19 protein-coding genes are annotated in these 21,004 nt (G+C 38.9%); 3 read left to right on the top strand and 16 right to left on the bottom strand.

Features of this window, described 5'->3' with window-relative positions; all coding sequences use genetic code 11:
* Positions 1-30 precede the first annotated feature (30 nt).
* The 13 genes from HWE15_RS05225 to HWE15_RS05285 all read right to left on the bottom strand — a co-directional run bounded on the left by HWE15_RS05225 (position 31) and on the right by HWE15_RS05285 (position 13,366).
* Positions 31-1,248 (bottom strand): bifunctional alpha/beta hydrolase/OsmC family protein, encoded by a 1,218-nt coding sequence (locus HWE15_RS05225; protein ID WP_290506453.1) that lies wholly within the window; start codon positions 1,246-1,248, stop codon positions 31-33.
* Positions 1,249-1,253: 5 nt separating this feature from the next.
* Complete coding sequence (locus HWE15_RS05230; RefSeq protein ID WP_290506454.1) at positions 1,254-1,994, bottom strand: DUF6503 family protein; 741 nt, start codon at positions 1,992-1,994, stop codon at positions 1,254-1,256.
* Positions 1,991-4,072: a glycosyltransferase 87 family protein gene (locus tag HWE15_RS05235; protein ID WP_290506455.1), complete on the bottom strand. Its 2,082-nt coding sequence runs from the start codon at positions 4,070-4,072 to the stop codon at positions 1,991-1,993. Before HWE15_RS05235 ends, HWE15_RS05230 begins: the two co-directional genes overlap by 4 nt.
* A complete protein-coding gene (locus HWE15_RS05240) occupies positions 4,069-4,956 on the bottom strand; it encodes a hypothetical protein (RefSeq protein WP_290506456.1) in 888 nt (295 codons plus the stop codon). Before HWE15_RS05240 ends, HWE15_RS05235 begins: the two co-directional genes overlap by 4 nt.
* Positions 4,957-4,969: 13 nt before the next feature.
* Positions 4,970-5,668 (bottom strand): glycosyltransferase family 2 protein, encoded by a 699-nt coding sequence (locus HWE15_RS05245; RefSeq protein ID WP_290506457.1) that lies wholly within the window; start codon positions 5,666-5,668, stop codon positions 4,970-4,972.
* 5 nt (positions 5,669-5,673) lie between these two features.
* Positions 5,674-7,143 carry a cellulose synthase family protein gene (locus tag HWE15_RS05250; protein ID WP_290506458.1) on the bottom strand — a complete coding sequence of 490 codons (1,470 nt, stop codon included), beginning with the start codon at positions 7,141-7,143 and terminating at the stop codon, positions 5,674-5,676.
* On the bottom strand, positions 7,136-8,680 hold the full coding sequence (locus tag HWE15_RS05255; protein WP_290506459.1) for a 4Fe-4S binding protein: 1,545 nt from the start codon (positions 8,678-8,680) through the stop codon (positions 7,136-7,138). The genes HWE15_RS05250 and HWE15_RS05255 overlap by 8 nt, the downstream gene beginning before the upstream one ends.
* Positions 8,677-10,032: an FAD-dependent oxidoreductase gene (locus HWE15_RS05260; protein ID WP_290506460.1), complete on the bottom strand. Its 1,356-nt coding sequence runs from the start codon at positions 10,030-10,032 to the stop codon at positions 8,677-8,679. Before HWE15_RS05260 ends, HWE15_RS05255 begins: the two co-directional genes overlap by 4 nt.
* Positions 10,033-10,058: 26 nt before the next feature.
* The gene (locus HWE15_RS05265; protein ID WP_290506461.1) at positions 10,059-10,817 is read right to left on the bottom strand and encodes a DUF547 domain-containing protein; all 759 of its coding nucleotides are present in this window, start codon (positions 10,815-10,817) and stop codon (positions 10,059-10,061) included.
* Positions 10,818-10,878: 61 nt separating this feature from the next.
* Positions 10,879-11,385: a rhodanese-like domain-containing protein gene (locus tag HWE15_RS05270; protein ID WP_290506462.1), complete on the bottom strand. Its 507-nt coding sequence runs from the start codon at positions 11,383-11,385 to the stop codon at positions 10,879-10,881.
* Positions 11,386-11,418: 33 nt separating this feature from the next.
* Positions 11,419-12,078 carry a Crp/Fnr family transcriptional regulator gene (locus HWE15_RS05275; protein WP_290506463.1) on the bottom strand — a complete coding sequence of 220 codons (660 nt, stop codon included), beginning with the start codon at positions 12,076-12,078 and terminating at the stop codon, positions 11,419-11,421.
* Positions 12,079-12,192: 114 nt separating this feature from the next.
* Positions 12,193-12,672 (bottom strand): type I restriction enzyme HsdR N-terminal domain-containing protein, encoded by a 480-nt coding sequence (locus HWE15_RS05280; protein ID WP_290506464.1) that lies wholly within the window; start codon positions 12,670-12,672, stop codon positions 12,193-12,195.
* A gap of 28 nt (positions 12,673-12,700) precedes the next feature.
* Positions 12,701-13,366, bottom strand: a complete 666-nt coding sequence (locus HWE15_RS05285) for a helix-hairpin-helix domain-containing protein (RefSeq protein WP_290506465.1) — start codon at positions 13,364-13,366, stop codon at positions 12,701-12,703.
* Between the two features lie 174 nt (positions 13,367-13,540).
* Between HWE15_RS05285 and hemA the strand changes: the two genes are divergently transcribed.
* Entirely contained in the window at positions 13,541-14,812 is a 1,272-nt protein-coding gene (hemA, locus tag HWE15_RS05290) for a glutamyl-tRNA reductase (protein WP_290506466.1), read from the top strand.
* A gap of 74 nt (positions 14,813-14,886) precedes the next feature.
* Positions 14,887-16,458 carry a WG repeat-containing protein gene (locus HWE15_RS05295; RefSeq protein WP_290506467.1) on the top strand — a complete coding sequence of 524 codons (1,572 nt, stop codon included), beginning with the start codon at positions 14,887-14,889 and terminating at the stop codon, positions 16,456-16,458.
* 10 nt (positions 16,459-16,468) lie between these two features.
* Here HWE15_RS05295 and floA read toward each other — a convergent pair whose 3' ends face one another.
* The 3 genes from floA to proS form a co-directional block, all read right to left on the bottom strand.
* Positions 16,469-17,479: a flotillin-like protein FloA gene (floA, locus tag HWE15_RS05300; protein WP_290506468.1), complete on the bottom strand. Its 1,011-nt coding sequence runs from the start codon at positions 17,477-17,479 to the stop codon at positions 16,469-16,471.
* Positions 17,480-17,481: 2 nt separating this feature from the next.
* Positions 17,482-17,940, bottom strand: coding sequence for an NfeD family protein (locus HWE15_RS05305; protein WP_290506469.1), 459 nt, complete (start codon positions 17,938-17,940; stop codon positions 17,482-17,484).
* A gap of 104 nt (positions 17,941-18,044) precedes the next feature.
* A complete protein-coding gene (gene proS, locus HWE15_RS05310) occupies positions 18,045-19,526 on the bottom strand; it encodes a proline--tRNA ligase (protein WP_290506470.1) in 1,482 nt (493 codons plus the stop codon).
* Between the two features lie 120 nt (positions 19,527-19,646).
* On the opposite strand from proS, the gene HWE15_RS05315 reads away from it, so the two are divergent.
* Positions 19,647-20,990 carry a hypothetical protein gene (locus HWE15_RS05315; RefSeq protein WP_290506471.1) on the top strand — a complete coding sequence of 448 codons (1,344 nt, stop codon included), beginning with the start codon at positions 19,647-19,649 and terminating at the stop codon, positions 20,988-20,990.
* The last annotated feature ends 14 nt before the right edge of the window (positions 20,991-21,004 follow it).

A 21,004-nucleotide genomic window follows, 5' to 3' on the forward strand; every position in this document is an offset into this window, starting at 1 on the left:
CTGACTTTCAGAATGCTATAGAAGTAAGATCTAGGAAAAAAGTTCGGTTTTGATTAGGATATCTTCCTCTAATGTTCGGTGTACGGGACATCGATTTGCAATCTCAAGCAGACGTTGTCGCTGATCGGAATCCAAATCTCCCTCTAGTAAAATCCTTCTGGTAAATTGGCTTACCTTGGATTCGGATTTTTCAGAATGCTCTGAATCCTCCCGATGGACCCGTTCGTGATTAAGATAAACAGTCACTTCTTTCAAGGGCCATTTCTTTCGCTCAGAATACATTTTCAAAGTCATCGCTGTACAGCTCCCAAGAGAAGCCAATAAAAAATCATAAGGAGTAGGACCTAAATTTTTTCCTCCTACTTCTAGAGGCTCATCTCCTATCAAATGATGATGAGGAGTCTTTATTTCTGTGGTATAACCTGCACCCGCACTAAGTCTGACCATCACAGGATGTCCTTTGGTCTCGTTTTTCCTTTTTTCTGTGACAGTAATATACCGAGTACCCCATGATGAAATCAATTTCCCTATATAGATTGAATCTTCTTCATTGGATAGTAAATGATCTGCTCCATCCAGTGAAACAAAACTTTTGGGGTGAAAAGCTGCCTCGTAAATCTTTTGGGCATTTTCAATGCCTACTACTTTATCTTGAGGAGAATGCAAAATCAACAAGGATTTCCTTAAGCCTTTCAAGAAGTCTTTGAGTGGTTCATTTTCAAGATTTTTGACAAAATCATTTGCCAGTAAAAAGGGACTACCTCCTATTGATATTGGAGTTTTTCCAGATGAAAATTCTTCTTTTCCCTTGGCTGGAGCAAGGGCTCTCACATGCTCAGGATCCGCAGGGGCATTGATTGTCACCAATCCAAGAACAGAAGAAATAAAGCCTGCTGCATGCAACACAGCTGTACCTCCCAAAGAATGTCCTATAAGCAATTTTGGAGATTCATAATGCATTCCCAAATAGGAAGCAGCATCAATCAGATCTGAGATATTTGAACTAAAAGCAAGGTTTGAATCATTGCTTTCATGGGATCGCAAGCCTGTAAAGTCAAAACTAAATACGCCAATGCCTTCATTTGACAAGGCTCTTGAAATCAGACTTATCGCTTCATAATTTTTCGAACATGTAAAACAATGGGCGAAAATTGCAAAAAATAAAGGCTGACTATCCAAAGGACGATATAAATTACCTTTCAATGTAAACCCATCTCGGTTTTGAAAAATGATTTCCTTGGGATCCATAAAACTTACTTAACCATTTCTACTTGTATGTTTTCCAAGTTGATTTCTGAAAGAAGCTCCAATTTTCCTTGTTCGTATAAACTCTTCAGTTTTTCTACAGGAGTATCCTTGTTCTCAGGTTTGTAATTCAAATAATTCTGAAAACGGATTCCCTCTACAGTTTGGGCAGAACTTACTTCACGAAATCGCACCCCTCCTCCATCAGTATGATAGCTATAAGCCATATAGTCTACAAAATGAGTTTCCTTGTGAATCCAATACAAAAATTCATCATCAAAATCGTCACCACCTCCTTCTTGTTGGAAAGTTACCTTAATTAGATCATAGGGCTCCCCTTTTAACGTTGTCTCTCCTAGAAGATCTTTAATAACAGCTGCATCATTCAGGCCATAGGGCAATAATGCAAAATAAGCTACCGAATTAACAGACCGGGAAAAAGACCCAATTCGCTCTTCAGTTAAAGTATCAATTACTACCCCATTCACGGTTCTTTTAAACCCATCATTATTAAGAAGGTCTCGGACTTGCCCCGTTGAATCAGCAAACTCCCTGGAATATTCAAATCGGCTTGGGCTTTTGAAAATTTGGTAACGATAATCTCTGAAATCAAAATCAACTCTTGCTGATTCATAGCGTTTTCCACCATGCGCCTCAATTGCTTCATCTACGATTTTCTCTGCTTCTGTTCTTGGAGTACAGGCAATTAAAATGCTTAAAGAAAATACTACTAAATAATTGATTTTCATTTGTTTATAAATTTAACTTGAAAGTCATCATAGCGATAATCCGCTCGTAAATAGAGCTTTTCACCAAACTCATTGATCCGATAACTTTTTCGTATCCGATAAAACTTAAATGGACCTTGATCATTGAAATCTATATTTTCAACCAAGCTCCTATGATCACTTAACTGAACCTCATTTCCCAACATTTGCTTGGTGGTAGGATCAAAATAATACCACCATTTGTCATTTCCTAACCCATATTCTACTCGGACTACAGCTGCTTCTCCAAGGGGTGTTTTTCGAACTCCCTCCGAAATCAGCGTAGAGCCCTCCTCCTCTAACAATTTCCAAGGCTGTGCAAATGCATAATATGCAGCATCAAAATCCTTCTTTTTTGCAGCTAAAAAATCTGGATTCTCAATAGAATTACCTGCAATGGAATAATGAGTTTCGCCATTTGAATAAGATAATACATGTTCAACAGAATCCTGAATCCAAGTAATCGTTCCGGAAAATTCCGGTTTAAAAGAAAAACGAATGAATTGATCAGTTTCTTTTTCTATAGAACCATCCTCCAAAAGTAATTGAGTCCATTTCCTGAATGAAATTGACTCAAGATTATCCCAGCTTTCTTGACCACCATGCGTTTCAATGGATTCTTCAATCAATTGGAGAGCAGCTCGCTCTTCTTTAGGCTGACATGCCCAAAAAGCCACCAATGACAATAGTAAGACGGAATTGAGAATTTTTTTGAAATACATGCTTTCTAACAATTTTTCTTTGAAGATAGGAAGGTAATCCCAAGCAAGAGCAACCGCTAGCATTCCATATTCCAAGAAAAGCCAGAAAGGATTTTCTTCAACTGGAAGACGACCATATGCCTGATAGGAAAAAATCAATAAAAAACTCCAAACTAGAGGAGTGAGCCGATTTACAAATAGACTAAGTCCGAGCACTGGCAACACATACCAAGGGTGAACTACCGGCTGAAGCAAAAAGTAAAGTAAATAAACTCCTACCCAAAGATCGATTAGAGGAATCAAACGTTGCGGTTTGCGTTTCAAACTTGCATAGAGGATCAAGATAAAGGTGACGGCACCCAAAATTTTGGTCAGGTAGTAGATGGTGTTGTACCCCTCCAACCAATATCCAATTTCTCTACCCAGGTAATAAATGGAGGCATTGAACTCAAATTTCCCTTGGTAGAGCTGAAGGGTTTGAATAAAATTCCCCCATGCATCCTCCCAAATCAACGGCAGAAATGAAACACTTATTGCCAAAATAGCCCCAATCCAGAAAAATGCATGTGCTCTACTTCTTCTAAAAAGGAATAAAGAGGGGAGCAAGATTAAAGGGAGCAATTTAGAGCCTACCGCAAGTCCCCAAAAAGTACCTGAAAGAAGTTTTTTATGCCGGGTCAAAGCCCAAATACATGCCAAAAGAAAAAATAAAACCAGTCCTTCAAAATGAAGATTCCCGGTTATTTCCTGAATTACAAAAGGATTTAACCAATAAAGAATAACCTTCCGTGCAGAAATTGCTAAATGTCTAAAAATCCTCAAAAACAATAAAAAAACGCCTATTTCTATAGCTATTAAAATGAGGCGCAATACAATAATTCCTGTTTCAATTTCTCCTTTTGAGATGAAGGAAGCAGTTGCAAAAAGCAATTGATTTAGAGGAGGATAAACGGAGAAATAATCAGGAGAATTAAGTAAAGGAAGGTTATTTTCAAAAAAATTATCTGAATCTTTAAAATCTTCATTGAGCAACCACTGATTTGGAGTGTATTCATAAGGGTTCTCTCCAGTAAGCACCACCTCCCCATCCCAAAGAAATCGGGCATAATCCTCTGACCAAAGAGGCGTTGCGTTTAGAAGAATAAGTCTAATTAATAACCCAAGGATAAAAACACTCAGCCAATTATTAAGTCCTTTCGATCGCCAAAACAACCCAAGCATTCCCAGAAAACTGAAAAGGTAGACAGGTAATAAAATTGAAAAATTGGTTCTGGGAATATGATATCCTAATAGCAAATTCCCTCCAAGGAGGAGTAATACAAAAACAGCAATTTGAAGATGCTTATTCACTTTTTTCACAAACCTAATTGCTTTCGGATCCACTCATCTTCCACCCCGTTTTTCGTCCAATAATCAATCAGCATTTTTTCCTTTCGAGTAGCAATGGATCGTTCCTCTCGTCCGCTTGGACTTATTCGCACTTCTTCCCAACTCACAATCTCAAAAGGAAAGGTTTTAATAAATTGAATTTGAACCGTTCGGTTTAACTCCGGGTATTCAATCACAAATTGACTGGTTTGTTGGCCCAATTCTTCCAAAGTAACAGTTGCACGATAAGCTTTAAACGGAATATGGGCGAATCGCTGAAAAGTCAAAGATGGAATTAATCGAACATTTCCTTGCGGTACCAATTCAGGACTCAATCGAATTAAATTAAAAATCTCATCTTCTGAAGGGGCATCTACCTTTAGCTCTTGATCCCCATCCGATTCAAAATAAGAAAAGAGCTTTGCCTGATAGGCTGCATTTTTCCAATTCAATTGAGCGAAGGTTTGCCCGCACCATTCAGAAACCGAATGTGTGATTTTAAAAGAGGGAACATCATCTTTTACAGGGGTAAATACCGACAACATCGTATGGTAGGGATAAATGCCAGTAATAAAATCCCTAGTCATGTTCAGCTTCAACACTTTCCGAGCATCGCCTCCTGCACTTTCCGGATCATCCAATTTCACCTGCTTCCTTCTTGAAAAATCCTCTGTTACAAAAATCATCACTGCCTTACCTTCTCGTTCCTCCCCATACCGATTTTGCTTCAGGTCAAAAACATTAATCTCAGCCTTACCTTGATACCAATAAGCGCCAAATCGTTCTTCATCCACGCTCTCCCGATTAGCGGGACTACAAGAGCCTAAAATCAGAAGAAATAAAAAAGCTGGAATGGCAAATCGACATGCTTTCATAGATAAAAGTGCTTCAGGGTTTCCAATATTTAAAAATGGTCAAAATAATTTTATATCCTGCACCAATCACTCCTTTTACGGTACCACTTACCTTAGAGACTCCTATCCGTTTTCGGTAGTTTACAGGGACTTCCAAATATCTTAAGCCTTTTTGATGCGCCTTGATTTGCATTTCAATTGTCCAGCCGTAATTCTCATCAATCATCCCCAATTCAAGTAATCTTCCCCATCGAATAGATCGAAAAGGTCCTAAATCAGAAAAAGTAGCCCCCTGAATCCATCTCATTAAGGTGGTGGCTAACCAATTCCCAAAAACTTGAGGAAAGGTCATGGAGCCTTTTTCACGATTTCCCAAAGCCCTTGAACCAATTACCATGTCAGCTCTTCCTTCCTGGATAGGCTGAATGAGAAATTCCATTTCCTCTGGATAATCGCTGTAATCACCATCCAAAAAAACAACCACATCTGGTTGAATCGGCTGGCTTTTTATCCAATCCATAGCTGTAAGACAGGCTTTTCCGTAACCTTTTTGACCTTCAAACACGACAATTGCACCTTCCTTTTGGGCTACTTCATCAGTTGCATCTGTGGAATTGTTATTAGCGACAACCACATGCCTAACCCAGCTTGGAATATCACGGATAACTTTGGGAATCGATTTTTCTTCATTAAAGGCTGGGATGATAACATCCACAAGAAGTCCTGATGACATGAATTTTATTTTCCTAAACTATATGATCGAAATGAAGTGAGAAATACCAACCCATATCCAAAGGCAAGCATCGCGTGGAATGGAAGGAACAAAAAATAATCATAGTGAAAAGCCAATAATACCATCAAGAAAAAAATAAGAGATAGTCCTCCTTCAATCCAAGTCGTTATGGGCATGGAAAACTTCAGATAGCGGTTGGTTTTGAGATTTGATTTGCCGGACTCGAGGTTAAATTTCGGCGTACGTATAAATGGAGACTTTTTACCACTCAATCCTTCCCAAACAGCCTGGGCATTATGCAAAGCCATTCCCATTGAAACCGAAAGGAATAAGGGAAGAATTAAAATGGATTCTACCAAACTTTTCCAAAACCGTTTTCTAGTGTAGATATGAGAGATAAAATATACCAATGCGATGATCGCAAACCCAATTAAAAACAAACCTGCAATTCGAGTCCAAGAAGCTGAGAAACCGTTCCATCCCAGCCAAGCTACACCAATACTAGCCAAACTGACCATCAAAATCACTAGAAAAATACTGCTGTTGAATAAATGCGCAACTGCGTGAAGTTTAGTCTTGAAAGGAAATTCAGAAGAAAGGACAGATCGTGCATGTTTTTTAGCACATTCAGCTCCCCCCTTATTCCAACGAAATTGTTGAGACTTGATGGCTGACATTATGGGAGGTAGTTCCGCAGGAGAAGGGATTTCCGGTCTATAGACAAACTTCCATCCTTTTTTCTGGGCTCGATAACTCAAATCCAAATCTTCCGTCAAGGTATCATCTTCCCAATTACCTGCATCTAGAATACATGCTTTCCGCCATACTCCACCCGTACCATTGAAATTGATGAAAGCTCCCAGCGTATTCCTACCAACCTGTTCGATAGTAAAATGTGCATCTAAGGCAAAAGCTTGAAGACGTGTCAAGAGTGAATGTCCTTCATTCAAATGCGTCCATCGAGTCTGAACCATCCCTATTTGATCATTCTGGAAATAGGGAATCGTCTTTTTCAAAAAGTCAGTCGAAGGAAGGAAGTCTGCGTCGAATATGGCTATAAAATCTCCTTTAGAAAACGCTAGCCCTTCACGAAGAGCCCCGGCTTTAAAACCGCTTCGGTTGGTACGATGAAGATAAACAAATGGAAAAGAAGGATAGGATTTGATTTTATCTTGGATCAAGTCACTTGTTTCGTCCGTACTATCATCCAAAATTTGGACTTCAAGCTTCTCCAATGGATAGTCCATTTTTACAACCGCATCTATTAACCGCTCTGCCACATACATTTCATTGAAAATGGGCAACTGAATGGTGACCTTTGGCCATTCGGAAGGATTGGTCGGAGTTTTTTGGTTTTGTCTTTTGGATTTCCAAAATCCGAAAAGCAAATGCCCCAATGCAAGACTATACCCCAGAATGATAACCATCCCAAGGATATAAAGGACCAATAAACTATACGAAATTATTTCAGGCATTTAATTTAATAGAATCATTGCCAATGATAATTGGCATATCGTTGATTCGGCCTTCCTCAGGACCATTTTCCAGTTTCAATACTCCTCTTGGGCAAACCGATGCACAAACACCACAGCCAACACAGGAGGAGCGGACGATATTTTGGCCTCGCTGGGCATACCAGCGAACATCAATTCCCATTTCACAATAGGTGGAGCAATTTCCACAAGAGATGCATTGCCCTCCATTGGTTGAGATCCGAAAACGGGATTTGAACCGCTGTACCAATCCTAGATAAGCCGCCAAAGGACAACCAAATCGGCACCATACTCGGTTCCCCATAAATGGATAAAATCCAGTTCCTACAACACCAGCAAAGGCAGAACCTATAAAAAAGCCATAAAATGAATGAAGCTGGTTTGTGACATTACCTAATAAACCAAAGGAAGAAAAATAATTAACGATCGTCAAAACCGTCATCACGACAGCCAAAACCAAAACAGAATGGATTAAATACTGCTCAATTTTCCAAGATTTAAGGGATTTGTCTGAGAGCTGGCGATAAGGATCACCAACAGTTTCTGCCAAACCTCCACAGCCGCATACCCAAGAGCAGTACCAGCGTTTTCCATAGAAATAGGTAAACAAAGGCACTCCCAAAACAATCAATAAAATCCCCCAAATCAACATAAACATTCCGATAGCTCCAGAACTTGTCAGGGATTCGATTCGGTAATCATAAAAGAAGGAATAATCGAGAGGCCATATATTCTTAAAATCAAAATAGGGTTGATTCAGCAATACCAGAATTTCAGGAATCAAAAAGGCAAAGGCCGTTTGAAAGAACATCAGCGAAGCAGTCCGAACTTCTTGATAGCGATTTCCTCGGTATTTTCGGAACATCCGAATTCCCATTACCAAAATAGCCAATGTGTATATCAAACCATATAAAAACCATTGACTAGCTGGATTTCCAGATAAGGATAAACTAATAGGTTCTACCATCCAAACTAGATTCACTAGGTATGCTGGGAACCAATATAAAATCACATAAAATAAAATCAGGTAAGACCCTGTAATCATACCTAACCATCCCCTATTCTTCATTGAAGAATGAAAAATGCCATTGTTTTTTATTCCACTCGGTTCATCTCTGAATTTGGGTAAAATGTAAAAGAGCCCGCCTAAAATCACCAAACCGATACTACTGGCAAGAAATAAAAAGGGTAAATCTTGCACAGGACTATCTAAAGCCGCTTTTGCGAGAGGGAAACTGTAATCATCCCAAATCACCTGATCCCACTTGCTTTCAGCTTTTAATACGTCATTATAGCCGTTCATTAGGCTGTTGAATTCACCCAAAAACTCAAATGAATTGGAATAAACCTTCCCAAACATAGGCTGAAGGATATTCTTCATGTTATCTTGGTGAATGTCCTTTGTCAATGAAATCACTTGCTCCTCGGTAAGCATGTATTCTCCCAAAAAAGGAATTCCTGAAAAGATTAACAGTCCAGCTAGAAATAAGAAAACACCTATTCGTTGAATGAATGTCATAGCTTGGCTCCCAATAATTTTTGAATAAATGTCCTTTTTTTCAATTTGATTGCAATCCCACTTTTCTTCTGGAAAGCGCTTTGAATAGCTTGGATATAAGGTGCAAAAAACTCCGGAGCAAAATTCGCATCTTCTAATCTTTTGATAACTTCAACTACTTCCCATCTTTCTTTAATGGCTTTATCAAAAAAGGAATGAGAAAGCCGGAATCCAAAGTTATTAACACCCAGAACCTTGTTTTCATGATCTATGAAAAGGCGAATAGAAACTTTCCCAGATTCATGTTCCCAATAAAAACTGTTGAACGCTTCTTCTGACCAATCCGAAGGAACCCAGCCATACGTTTGATATTCGATGTCTAAAAATTTGGCTGAATTAAACCAAACCCCAGGCTGATAAGGAACCGGATCATGAAGTAAATTGTAAGCAAGGGTCTCGCCATGCATCCTTCCTGTATACCAGACCTGCTCGATTTTATTCCTCCCAACAGCAGGAGGTTCATGAAATTCTGCACAATCTCCAATCGCAAAGACATCAGGGATATTTGTTTTGAAAAATGAATCCACCAAGATTCCTCGATTGACTTTCAAATCAGTTTCTTTTAAAAAATCAATATTTGGAGTTACCCCAGCCGTTAAACCTACAAACTGACAGGGAAGCTCCTCTCCTTTATTGGTCCGCACTGCTTTCACTCTACCAAATTCATCGGGAATTATTTCGGCCAACTCAGTTTCTAATCTCAGATTCATGTGATGTTCGGAAACGTGTCTTCCTACCAAAGCTGACTCCTCCTTGGGAAGGACATTACGCCAAAATCCCGTTTCCCTAACCAAAAAAGTGACTGATATCCCCTTGTACGCAAGCATTTCAGCCATCTCAATACCGATCAAGCCTCCTCCTACAATCACTGCATGATTCACACCTTCAGAAGTATTTTGCTCCATCAACTCCAAGTCTTGCTTGGAATAAAGCCCTTGTACCCCTTGTAAATCCTGCCCTGGCCATCCAAACTTATTGGGTTTAGAACCTGTTGCGAGAACCAATTGATCGTAGCTAAATTTCCCTCCACTTTGGAAATGCAATTCCTTTTCAGCAAAATCAACTCGCTCTACCCACTTTTCTAATAATTCAATTCTATTTTTTTCCCAAAACCAATTTTCGTATGGCTGCGTATGCTCAAATTTCATATGCCCCATAAAGACATACATAAGAGCTGTCCTGGAGAAAAAATAAGTACTCTCTCCCGAGATTACGGTGATTTTTACCGAATCACTTTGCTTTCGCAGCTGCCTGGCACAAGTAATTCCTGCGATTCCATTGCCAAGGATGACGATGTGGTGGGTGTTGCTCATAAATGAAAGAGATTCTCAAAGATAATCTATTCATTTAGACTCCAATCATAATCCAAATGTCTGATCTTGGCATTCGGTGAAATGGAGATTTGGCTGTATTGATTTAAGAAATCGATCAATGTCCCATTTTTGGTAAAGTCGCCCTTGAACCACGAAAAAATTGAGGAAATCTCGATTTCATTTGCACTAATAAAATTTCGTTGAGAATCATTAATAAATAGTCGGGTTACCATTTCCAATTGAGTCTCTAATTTTTCAGGAACAAAAGCCTCATTCAGCAAAGGAGGACATGAAACCGATGCACAATTAATTGCGAAATGAATTCGGGGTTCCTCAAATTCTTTTCGCAGAATATTATGTTCAATTTCGTCCAGACTGGATTTTTCCCCATTGATTTCAAAAAACTCATAATGCCAGACATCATTTACCAAGGGAATTTTAAGTTTTGGACCCAAATCCCGAATACTTTTTACAGGATAATGGTCCACTATTAATTTGACCGTAAAGGCATTATAAGCGTTGATCCAGTAAGCCAACTGCTCCTCTTTTGTCCAGGATTCCCTGTCTGGAGCATTCTGACTCAGAATTTCCAAATAATTCTCTAGCTTTTCTTTTTCCTTTATAAAGCCCTTGTAATTGACTTTCCCATAGGGAGAGACATTATTTCGAAGTAGTTCTTCCCAAAGTCGATGATCGGGGACTTGGGTACCTTGTCCTCCTAAGGAAGACGGCCCACAGGACAAAAAACTTACCAATAAGAAAATGTAAGTTACTATGAGTTTCATAAATGAAAATTTGAGTCTTTTTTGATTTGTAAATTTCAAAAAACAATTTTGAGGTTTTCACTCAATAGACTATCTCTCCTTTTTCTAGCCAAATAGACCAAGCTAGATTATATGTATGAACTCGATTTGTGATTCCATTATCATCATATACTTGACGGCCGTCATTTACCCATTGGAATATCCCTCCATATAAATTGTATACAGTAAAGCCCTTTTCGGTTAATTTTTTTCCAATTTCCTGGGATCTGGCTCCAACCGTGCAATACACGAGAACGGGTCTTTTGGGATCTAACTGATCAAGTTGGGAAATAGAAAAATGATCAAAACCCACATTAATCGCGCCCTTTAAATGACTTACGGCATACTCCTCCACCTCACGTGTATCGAGGATTTGGTAATTATCTAAATTTTGGATTTCAGAGGGTCTTAAAACCGGAAAGTCTTCCTCATATAAAGTACCCAAAAGAGCTTTGTAGGCAAGAGATTGCGAAAATCCTCCAGTTACTGGAAGAAAAAAATAGACCAACAACCACAAGTACTTTACCTGTGAATTCAAGCTTTTATTCATAAATGGAAAAACCGGAAAATTAGCGAGAAGGTTCTAGGAAGCGTAAAAATCAGACAATCTCGCCAAAGCTCGTTTATCTTTAATAATGATTTTCTTTCCCTCAAACTCGATTAAATCGTCCTTCTTAAATTCTGAAAGTAAACGAATTACAGATTCAGTGGCCGTTCCGACGATACCTGCAATTTCCTCCCTACTCAAAACCAAGTCAATTTTTTGAGCATCATCTCCTTCAACACCATAGCTACTAGCCAAAAACAAAAGTGTGTAAGCTAATCGCTCCCGGATACTTTTTTGAGTTGCATCCGTTAACTTTTCTTCCATGACATTTAACTCATGGCTAAGCTGCTTAGTAACTCTTTTGAAAAAGGGTGTATTAGAAAAAAGAGTATTCAAAAAAGCTTCTCTAGGTATAAAACAGATTTTGGCATCTTCAACAATCATTGCTGAATTGGTGTAATTTTCTTCACCTAACAAAGCGGAATATCCTAAGAAGTCTCCACTTTTTGCGAGGTGAATAATCTGATCTTTCCCATTAGATGCGGTTTTATACACTTTTACTACCCCCGAATTGATACAAAAAATCCCCAAAGGTTTGGTTCCTTCATAATAGAGTATTTGGCCTTTTCGATGAGAAATTAAATTCTTATTGGTTGAGATTGTACAGATATGGGTTTCTGACAGATCCGATAACATAGAATGTTTGCGGCTCGCGCAAAGTTCACAGGGTAAATTTTTAACTGTACTCGACATAGTGGGGTATTTCTTAATGGCTAAAAGGTAAAAAAAGAATGAGATAAATCATAGAAATCAATCCCCTTTTGGAGGAGAAGGAATATTTTTTTCTTGGTGAAATTGATTCTGACCTGCTTCATATCTTAATATGATATGAGAGAAGCCATTAGATAAAATGAGGAAATTTGATTTCAATTGATAATGATACATACTCGCTTGTTCCAAGGTTTTTTGATTGATGGGGATATGGGGAGCTTTACACTCAACTAATACATATGGAACCCCTTCATGATTCCGAATTAAAATATCCGTCCGCTTCTGCAACCGATTGTAGATCAAGCCTTTTTCGGTAGAAATCAAACCTTTCGGGAAGCTATGATGATCAACCAAAAAATGAATCCAATGCTGTCTCACCCATTCTTCTGGAGTTAAAACCAAATCCTTTTTCCGTATTTGATCAAAAATCCAAAACTTACCTTCCCGTAGAGAAAGTCTGGGATTTATCTCAGGAAGGTTTAAAGAGGGAAACTTCTCTTGAAATTCTATTGGATTCATGCAGCAAAGATGGACGAATGACTTGACTTTAAAAAGTTAAATAGGGCTTCAGTTTTTCAACCCAATCTTCTTCAAATATTTTTATTTCTAATAAATCTTCAGCTGCAGAAAAATTACCATGTTGATTTCGGTACGCAATTAGCACTTTTGCTTGTCCATAACTCACATAGGGATGTTTTGCCAATTCTTCAATAGTCACAGTATTTATGGGTACTCTGTTTCTTATTTCCCCATCAAAATCAAAATACTCCCAAATCCTGTCCGCAACTTCTGGTTTTAAACCGAAGACATCTTTTATCTGACTTTTGGTATAAAATCCACCCAAAGCATGCTCATATTTAATAATTCTTCCAGCAAGACTTGGACCTATACCCGGCACAATTTGAAGGGTTACAGAATCAGCTTGGGAAAAGGGGATTTTTTTCAAACCTGAACCAGGAGAAACCAAAGTGTCTACAGGAACTTGAATGGGAAAAGGTGATTCCACCACCGTAAACCCGGCCTTTTCAAGACTGTCAATCACATAATCGAGATTCTCATCTGATTCAGTAGCATTCGAATTCCTCACCTTTTCAAAAGCAATCGGCGAAAAAGCAAGTATAGCCAATAATGGAACTACAACAACAAAGCCTTTGGATTCCTTCCTGGAAAACCCAAACTCCCGCTTTAAGTGATAAAAAAATCTCGAAAGCATCAAACAATATAGATTTATTCAATAACGTATAAGTTAAGAATATTGGATTCCAAATCAAAAATTGAAGAAATTTGCAATTAGATAATTTAGATTCCTTCTAAATTAAGTCTAAGATGACATAAATCACAATTTCAGGGAAGTTGTCTATTAATTTTGCATCGCAAGATACAATCCATGCAAATACCGTTTAACGCCTTTAGTTTATCACACAAGACCGCACCCGTTCAGATTCGTGAATTGATTGCTCTCGACGATCAGGCAATTCACGGTATTCTGGTCAAACTCAAAGAAATCTTTAATTTACAGGAGGTTTTAATCCTTTCTACCTGTAATCGTACCGAGGTTTATTATTCCCATGAGGAAAATATTAATGCCGAAATAATCAAGCTAATCGGCTTAGAAAAAGGAATCACTGATGTTTCCGATTACTTGGATTATTTTGAACTTTTTGAAAAGGATTCTGAAGCCATTGAACACTTGTTTAGAGTTTCTGTCGGTTTAGAGGCTCAAGTTGTCGGTGATATCCAAATTGCAAATCAGGTAAAAAGAGCCTACCAAACCTCTGTAGATTTGGATATGGCAGGTCCTTTTTTGCACCGGTTGATGCATACTATTTTCTTCACCAACAAGCGAGTAGTACAAGAGACTGCATTTAGGGATGGAGCTGCCTCACTTTCCTACGCGACCATCGAACTAATCGAAAGTATCACCGCTAATACCTATCAACCAAGAATTCTCCTGATAGGCCTAGGTGAAATCGGAGAGGATGTCGCCAAAAACATGATCTATCTTCCCGATTCGAAGGTGAAAATTTCAAATAGAACTCTTTCTAAATCAGAGGCGATCGCCCAAGAAATGGGATTCGAAGTTGTTCCTTTTGAAGACATTGAACAGGCCATAGATGAAGCAGACGTAATTGTCTCTTCTATTCAAGTTGCTGAACCTTTTTTGACGAAGCGTCTACTTAGTCAATATCAAATTCAGTCCTACAAGTTGTTGGTAGATCTATCTGTACCAAGATCGATTGAAACATCAGTAGAAGATATTCCGGGAATCATCCTTTATAATGTTGATAACATCCGAAGCAAAGCATCGGAAGCCCTAGATCAGCGTTTGGCAGCTATTCCTAAAGTAGAAGACATTATTCAAGAAGCGATCCGGGATTTTCAGGATTGGAAAAAGGAAATGATGGTATCTCCTACCATTAATAAGCTCAAGCAATCTCTAGAGCAAATTCGATTGGAAGAGCTTTCCCGATTCATGAAAAATGCGAGTGAAGAAGAATATGCAGTGATGGATAAACTTACCAAAAGCATGATGCAAAAAGTGCTTAAGGTCCCCGTTATCCAATTAAAAAATGCCTGCAAGCGAGATGAAGCAGAGGAGATGATTTCAATTATATCAGACCTTTTCAACTTGGAAGTTATTAAGTCAGAAAAAAAATAAAGAGCCTTAAATTTATGTATGGACCAAAGAAAAAGTTTTTCTTTGGTCTTTTTGTATCCAATCTGTTCAACTTCATGAGTATAAAAGAATACTTCCTCCGGACATTAGTCCTGTCTTTATTCCTTGTCCACTTTGGTGCATTTGGACAAACTTGGGAGGTGTATGATTCGGAATTGAATTTAAAAAACCGACTTATTTATAATGATATCCTCCTTTTAAGTGAAGCCGTACGAATAGCCAAAACAGATGAGGGCCTTTTTCTTTTAAAGGCTAATTATGAAAAATCTGTCCCTTTAAAAGGGGATGAAGTGTATCAATACCTCGCACCTTGGATTTTGGTGAAAAGCGAAACCGGAATTGGTGCTTACCATGAATATGGACAACTGGTTCTAGAACCTATATATGATGAAATAGAGGTCTTTTTTAATTTATTACTCGCACGAAAAGAGAATGAATATTGGGTTTATGACCGCGGAAAAGGAACAACTCGCAGTTTAGGAAGACTTGATTTTGCAACTATAGGAAGTAGAGGGCAAGTTATTACGCGGAGAAATGGATCCTATTTTTTACCCCTTTCACCTATTCCTCACCAAGCTTTTGATTTAATCCAAGACAATGACGGGGACTATTTACTTGTAAAGAATCAGCATGGTTTTGGATTGGTAAATATGGAAGGGAAAATCATCCTTGACCCTGTGATTGATACCCTAGTTCATACAAAAGGAAACTTCTATTATGGCTTTGATCAAGATCAATACCTTTTGATCGAAGGGGATCCAATCAAAGCAAATGTCCGATACAACAGTTTCCACCAGATCACCTTTAAGGATGATTTGATGCTTGAATATATACACGGGAAACTCCGACGCGTCATGAAAGAGGATGGCATTTTATTAGATGCTATTGGCATGACGGAAGTAAATCGATTGGGAGAGAAATTGTATTCTGTAAAATTCAGGGACAACAAACTCGGTTTGCTCGGAATAAATGGATGGTTAGTCACTCCCACTGACAGTATTCTAGAAATCAAAAATGGGTCAAAAAATATATTTCCGGCGCGTGCAATGAATGGAAACTGGGGATTCATTAACTCAAATGGAGACTGGATAATTGAAGCAAATTTCGAAGAGGTTTATCCTTTTGAAAATGGAAGAGCTACTATTCGAAGAAATGGGAAATTAGGTCTTATTGATCAAATAGGTAGCGAATCCATCGCCCCAGTTTGGGATGAAATCACTGTTTTGGATGGAGGCTGGTCTTTAGCTCAGCAATCAAACAAAGTGTATTTAATCAACCCTTCAGGGGAATATGATACGGAAGCAGGTTTTGAAAAAATCTGTAGACTTTCAAATGGCAGTTTTATTGCCAAAAAGGATCAAAAGCTTGGACTGCTAACTAGAGATGGTCAATGGAAAATGGAATTACTTTTTAACCAAATAACCCCGCTGGAAAATGACTGGTATCAAGCTAGAATTGATGACCGGGTTGGACTTTTTTCAAATACCGGAGAAAATAAACTTCCTGTTGCCTTTGAGGATATTCTTTATGATGAATCAACGAATATGATTTTGGCAAAAAGTCCCTATGAGCCCATTATATTGGTAGAAGAAGAACCGGAAAAAAAGAAGAAAAAAAAGGGGCAATAAGCCCCTTTTTTTATTTTTTGTCTGATTTACCTTTTCCTGAATCCTTATTTTCAGTATCTGAATTAGCAATTGATTCGCGCATCGAGGTGTCTGATTTGATATTTTCCATACGATAATAATCCATCACACCCAATTGACCAGATCTGAAAGCCTCTGCCAAGGCCAATGGAACTTCAGCTTCCGCCTCAATTACCTTTGCACGCATTTCTACGGTTTTAGCACGCATTTCTTGTTCCAATGCTACTGCCATTGCTCGTCTTTCTTCAGCCTTAGCTTCTGCAACCTTCAAATCGGCAGAAGCTTGATCTATTTGAAGTTTCGCTCCAATATTCGTTCCCACATCGATATCTGCAATATCAATAGAGAGTATTTCAAAGGCAGTTCCTGCATCCAATCCTCGCTGTAAAACCAATTTGGAGATTTTATCAGGGTTTTCCAATACACTTTTATGTGTATCAGCAGAACCAATAGAAGTTACAATACCTTCACCAACACGCGCTAAAATGGTATCTTCTCCGGCACCACCTACCAATTGAGCAATATTAGCACGGACCGTAACTCTTGCTTTTGCAATTAATTGAATCCCATCTGCAGCAACCGCGGCCACACTTGGGGTATTGATAACTTTGGGGTTTACACTGATCTGAACCGCTTCAAACACATCTCTACCCGCGAGATCAATGGCTGTTGCTTGTTTGAAAGACAAATTAATATTTGCCTTATCGGCAGAAATTAATGCTCGAATTACATTTGGAACATTCCCTCCCGCCAAATAGTGAGTTTCCAATTCGTTGGTAGTCAATTGAAGCCCTGCTTTTGTGGCCGTAATCAAGGAATTAACAATTACACTTGGGGGAACCTTTCGGATTCTCATCCCGATCAATTCGCCGATTCCAACACGAACATTTGCAAATTGAGCAGTAATCCAAAGGTTTACAGGAACGAAATACAAAAAGATAAAAAGAAGTACGATTCCGGCAAATGCCGCAACCAAAATGAACATTGAGCTACTTGGATCCATAATTATTTTACTAAAACACGATTATTTTCAATTCTCATTATCGTCACTTCAGAATCTACTTGGATAAATCCAGATTCTGACTTGACTTCATAAATTCCACCTTCAAACATTGCCTTGCCATAAGGTTTGATATCAGAAATAGCTTTCCCCATCATTCCAACTTGAAGACCTGCTACCCTATCATCATAGGTTCCTCCTTTAAGAGAAGACTTTAGGGAGAATTTTTCCCATACTCCTGATCGAAAACCATAAATTATGGCTGCAAGATTCAATACAACAGCACCAGAGGTAATCCACCATGCCAATTCTGAAGAAAAGGTAAAGAAAGCATACGCAATTCCTGCCAAACTGATTGCAAGTCCAAAAACACCAACTACGGTAGTTCCTGGAATAAACATAACTTCAGCCAGCAATAAGACTAGACCTATTCCTAGAAGACTTGCAAGAATCAATACTGACATATTCGAACGATTTACTAAAAACCTAAAATACAATAAAGAATGAAACTCCTTCAAGAAAAAGGAATAATTTAAAACAAAAATGCCCGGAGTTTCCGGGCATTGATTTAATAAGCTTTTGCGAATAGGACTCTTCCGCTCGATGGTTTCCCTGTTAAAACACAGGTTCCTTCTTCCAGTTTTTGATTTATCGGAATACAACGAATAGTTGCTTTGGTTAATTCTTTGATTTTTTCTTCAGTCTCGCCAGTTCCATCCCAATGAGCAGAAATAAAGCCTCCTTTGTTTTCAAGAACTTCTTTAAATTCTTCCCAGCTATTCACTTCTGTGGTATGTTCTTCTCTGAACTGAAACGCTTTTGAATAGATTGTTGATTGTATTTCATCCAACATATCCAACACCTTTTGTTCGATAGGTTGAGTACTTAGATCAAAAGTTTCTTTGCTGAGCGTGTCACGTCTAGCAATTTCAACGGTTCCATTCTCGAGATCTCTTGGACCAATTGCTATTCGAAGTGGCACACCTTTAAGCTCATATTCCGCAAATTTCCAGCCTGGCTTATGAGTATCGCGATCATCAAACCTCACAGAAACACCAACTCGTCTAAGCGCTTTGATAAATTCATTGGCTTTGGCACTAATAGCATTTAGTTCCTCTTCTCCTCGGTAAATCGGAACGATTACAACCTGAATAGGGGCCAGTTTTGGAGGCAGCACCAACCCATTATCATCAGAATGAGCCATTATTAAGGCTCCCATCAAACGGGTACTCACTCCCCAAGAAGTGCCCCAAACAAAATCTAGCTTACCATCTTTAGCTGCAAATTTAACATCGAAGGCTTTTGCAAAATTTTGACCGAGGAAATGTGAGGTCCCAGCCTGTAAAGCTTTTCCATCCTGCATCATCGCTTCGATACACAAGGTGTCTTCAGCTCCTGCAAAACGTTCATTTGCGGTTTTTCTCCCGCGAACTACAGGTAAAGCCATGAATTCTTCTGCAAACTGGGCATATACATTCATCATTTGCTCCGTTTCCTGAATGGCTTCTTCCCTTGTTGCATGAGCTGTATGACCTTCTTGCCATAAAAATTCAGCTGTTCTTAAAAATAGGCGGGTACGCATTTCCCAGCGAACCACATTCGCCCATTGATTGACCAATAACGGTAAGTCCCTGTATGATTGAATCCAATTTTTATAGGTACTCCAAATAACAGTTTCAGAGGTTGGGCGAACGATCAACTCCTCTTCCAACTTAGCTTCAGGATCTACGATTACTCCAGAACCATCATCTGCATTCTTCAAACGGTAATGTGTAACTACTGCGCATTCTTTGGCGAAGCCTTCGACATGAGAAGCTTCCTTGCTCAAAAATGACTTTGGGATAAATAATGGAAAATAAGCATTTGTATGACCGGTTTCTTTGAACATCCGGTCCAACTCAGCCTGCATTTTTTCCCAAATGGAGTATCCATAGGGCTTTATTACCATACAGCCACGAACGGCTGAATTCTCGGCTAAATCAGCCCTTTTTACCAATTCATTATACCATAAAGAGTAATCTTCACTTCGCTTTGGTAGTCCTTTACTCATGCCAGTTGATTTCGAAATATTTTGTGAATAATTTTGCTAAATTGAGCGAGGCAAATATAAGTCAAAAAAATAACCCTTCAGCCTTGAGCTCGTATATAAGGATAACAAACAACTTCAACCATGAAGAAAATTCAAATTATCATTTCATCTGTTGTTATTGGGTCAATTGCACTAAGCTCTTGCTCAACAACGCAGGTAGCCAGTACCAACAATACCGACAATTTATATTTCATGGCATCTGATGCCAGAATTGCGGACACCTATGCAGTCCCAAACAATAATCCGGAAACTTTTGATGAGATAGCCAATTTGGATGCTATTTCGGATGAAAGTTTCAGTAGCAGAAATGTAAATCCAGAGTACTTGGCAAGATATTCGGCAGAAAATACTGAGTCTGGGGATGAGGTTGTTTATTTTGACGACAATGCAGAACTAAATACAAGCCAAGGCAATATCAATGCATATGATAATTATCGTGTCAATGATAATTCTTCCTTTAATTCTGGATTCAATTCTGGACTATCCTTCAGCATGGGCTTTATGATGGGTACTGGTTTTAATCCTTGGATTCCAGGTTTTTATAATCCTTACTGGGGCTTTGGACCATCATGGGGTTATAGACCAGGCATTTCTGTAAATATCGGATTTGGATTAGGTTGGGGTTATGGAGGATTTTACAATCCATACTGGGGACCAAGACTTGGTTGGGGAGGATTTTATGATCCTTTCTGGGGTCCAGGATATGGTTGGGGCTACCCGGGTTGGGGTATGCCAATTTACGCAGGGAGACCAATTTATGTACTTCCAGGCGGAGAATATGGTGACAGACGAATCGTGAGAGGTGCACGACCTTCAAGAGGAGCTACCCTTGCTGGAGTTTCTAGTGATCGTGCCTCTGCAATTTTACCAAACACATCCAGGTCTCAAGCCAGAAATAGTGCTGTAAACAACAGAAGTTTAGTATCGTCTGATCGCTCTAGACAAACTGCTCGGGATTTCAGCTCAAGCCAGTCAGATTATTACAATTCTGGCAGATCTAGTAGATTGGGTAACTCCATAACTAATAGAAATACAGGTTCTGCTGCAATGGACAGATCTTCTTTTAACAGCAATAGAAGTGCTATGCCTTCTGCCAGACCTTCAAGAGGAACTATGAATACAAGGACCTATTCACAATCCCGAGGAGCAGCGAATGGGTATAGCCCAAGATCAGCCAGTCCATCTTATTCAAATAGAACTTCTCCAAGCTATAACAGAAGTTCAACACCAGGTAGAAGCTACAATTATAACGGAGGGTCTAATACAAGAACTTACTCTCCAAGCAGAAGTTCCTCTCCCCAAATGAGCATGCCTAGTAGAAGCTCTTCAGGAGGTGGTATCATGCGTTCTTCTGGAGGCGGAGGTGGAGTCTCCAGAAGTAGCGGTTCCTCATCATCAGGATCTAGAGGAGGTAGGGGAAATTAATTCCCCTTTTTTTT

Origin of the sequence: Algoriphagus sp. (assembly GCF_013373065.1) — a bacterium.
Taxonomy (GTDB): Bacteria; Bacteroidota; Bacteroidia; order Cytophagales; family Cyclobacteriaceae; genus Algoriphagus.

Bases quoted from the DNA above. Each gene is read 5' to 3' on its own strand.
- HWE15_RS05225 (WP_290506453.1), bottom strand. From the start codon at position 1,248: ATGGATCCCAAGGAAATCATTTTTCAAAACCGAGATGGGTTTACATTG.
- HWE15_RS05230 (WP_290506454.1), bottom strand. From the start codon at position 1,994: ATGAAAATCAATTATTTAGTAGTATTTTCTTTAAGCATTTTAATTGCC.
- HWE15_RS05240 (WP_290506456.1), bottom strand. From the start codon at position 4,956: ATGAAAGCATGTCGATTTGCCATTCCAGCTTTTTTATTTCTTCTGATT.
- HWE15_RS05245 (WP_290506457.1), bottom strand. From the start codon at position 5,668: ATGTCATCAGGACTTCTTGTGGATGTTATCATCCCAGCCTTTAATGAA.
- HWE15_RS05250 (WP_290506458.1), bottom strand. From the start codon at position 7,143: ATGCCTGAAATAATTTCGTATAGTTTATTGGTCCTTTATATCCTTGGG.
- HWE15_RS05255 (WP_290506459.1), bottom strand. From the start codon at position 8,680: ATGACATTCATTCAACGAATAGGTGTTTTCTTATTTCTAGCTGGACTG.
- HWE15_RS05260 (WP_290506460.1), bottom strand. From the start codon at position 10,032: ATGAGCAACACCCACCACATCGTCATCCTTGGCAATGGAATCGCAGGA.
- HWE15_RS05265 (WP_290506461.1), bottom strand. From the start codon at position 10,817: ATGAAACTCATAGTAACTTACATTTTCTTATTGGTAAGTTTTTTGTCC.
- HWE15_RS05270 (WP_290506462.1), bottom strand. From the start codon at position 11,385: ATGAATAAAAGCTTGAATTCACAGGTAAAGTACTTGTGGTTGTTGGTC.
- HWE15_RS05275 (WP_290506463.1), bottom strand. From the start codon at position 12,078: ATGTTATCGGATCTGTCAGAAACCCATATCTGTACAATCTCAACCAAT.
- HWE15_RS05280 (WP_290506464.1), bottom strand. From the start codon at position 12,672: ATGAATCCAATAGAATTTCAAGAGAAGTTTCCCTCTTTAAACCTTCCT.
- HWE15_RS05285 (WP_290506465.1), bottom strand. From the start codon at position 13,366: ATGCTTTCGAGATTTTTTTATCACTTAAAGCGGGAGTTTGGGTTTTCC.
- hemA (WP_290506466.1), top strand. From the start codon at position 13,541: ATGCAAATACCGTTTAACGCCTTTAGTTTATCACACAAGACCGCACCC.
- HWE15_RS05295 (WP_290506467.1), top strand. From the start codon at position 14,887: ATGAGTATAAAAGAATACTTCCTCCGGACATTAGTCCTGTCTTTATTC.
- floA (WP_290506468.1), bottom strand. From the start codon at position 17,479: ATGGATCCAAGTAGCTCAATGTTCATTTTGGTTGCGGCATTTGCCGGA.
- HWE15_RS05305 (WP_290506469.1), bottom strand. From the start codon at position 17,940: ATGTCAGTATTGATTCTTGCAAGTCTTCTAGGAATAGGTCTAGTCTTA.
- proS (WP_290506470.1), bottom strand. From the start codon at position 19,526: ATGAGTAAAGGACTACCAAAGCGAAGTGAAGATTACTCTTTATGGTAT.
- HWE15_RS05315 (WP_290506471.1), top strand. From the start codon at position 19,647: ATGAAGAAAATTCAAATTATCATTTCATCTGTTGTTATTGGGTCAATT.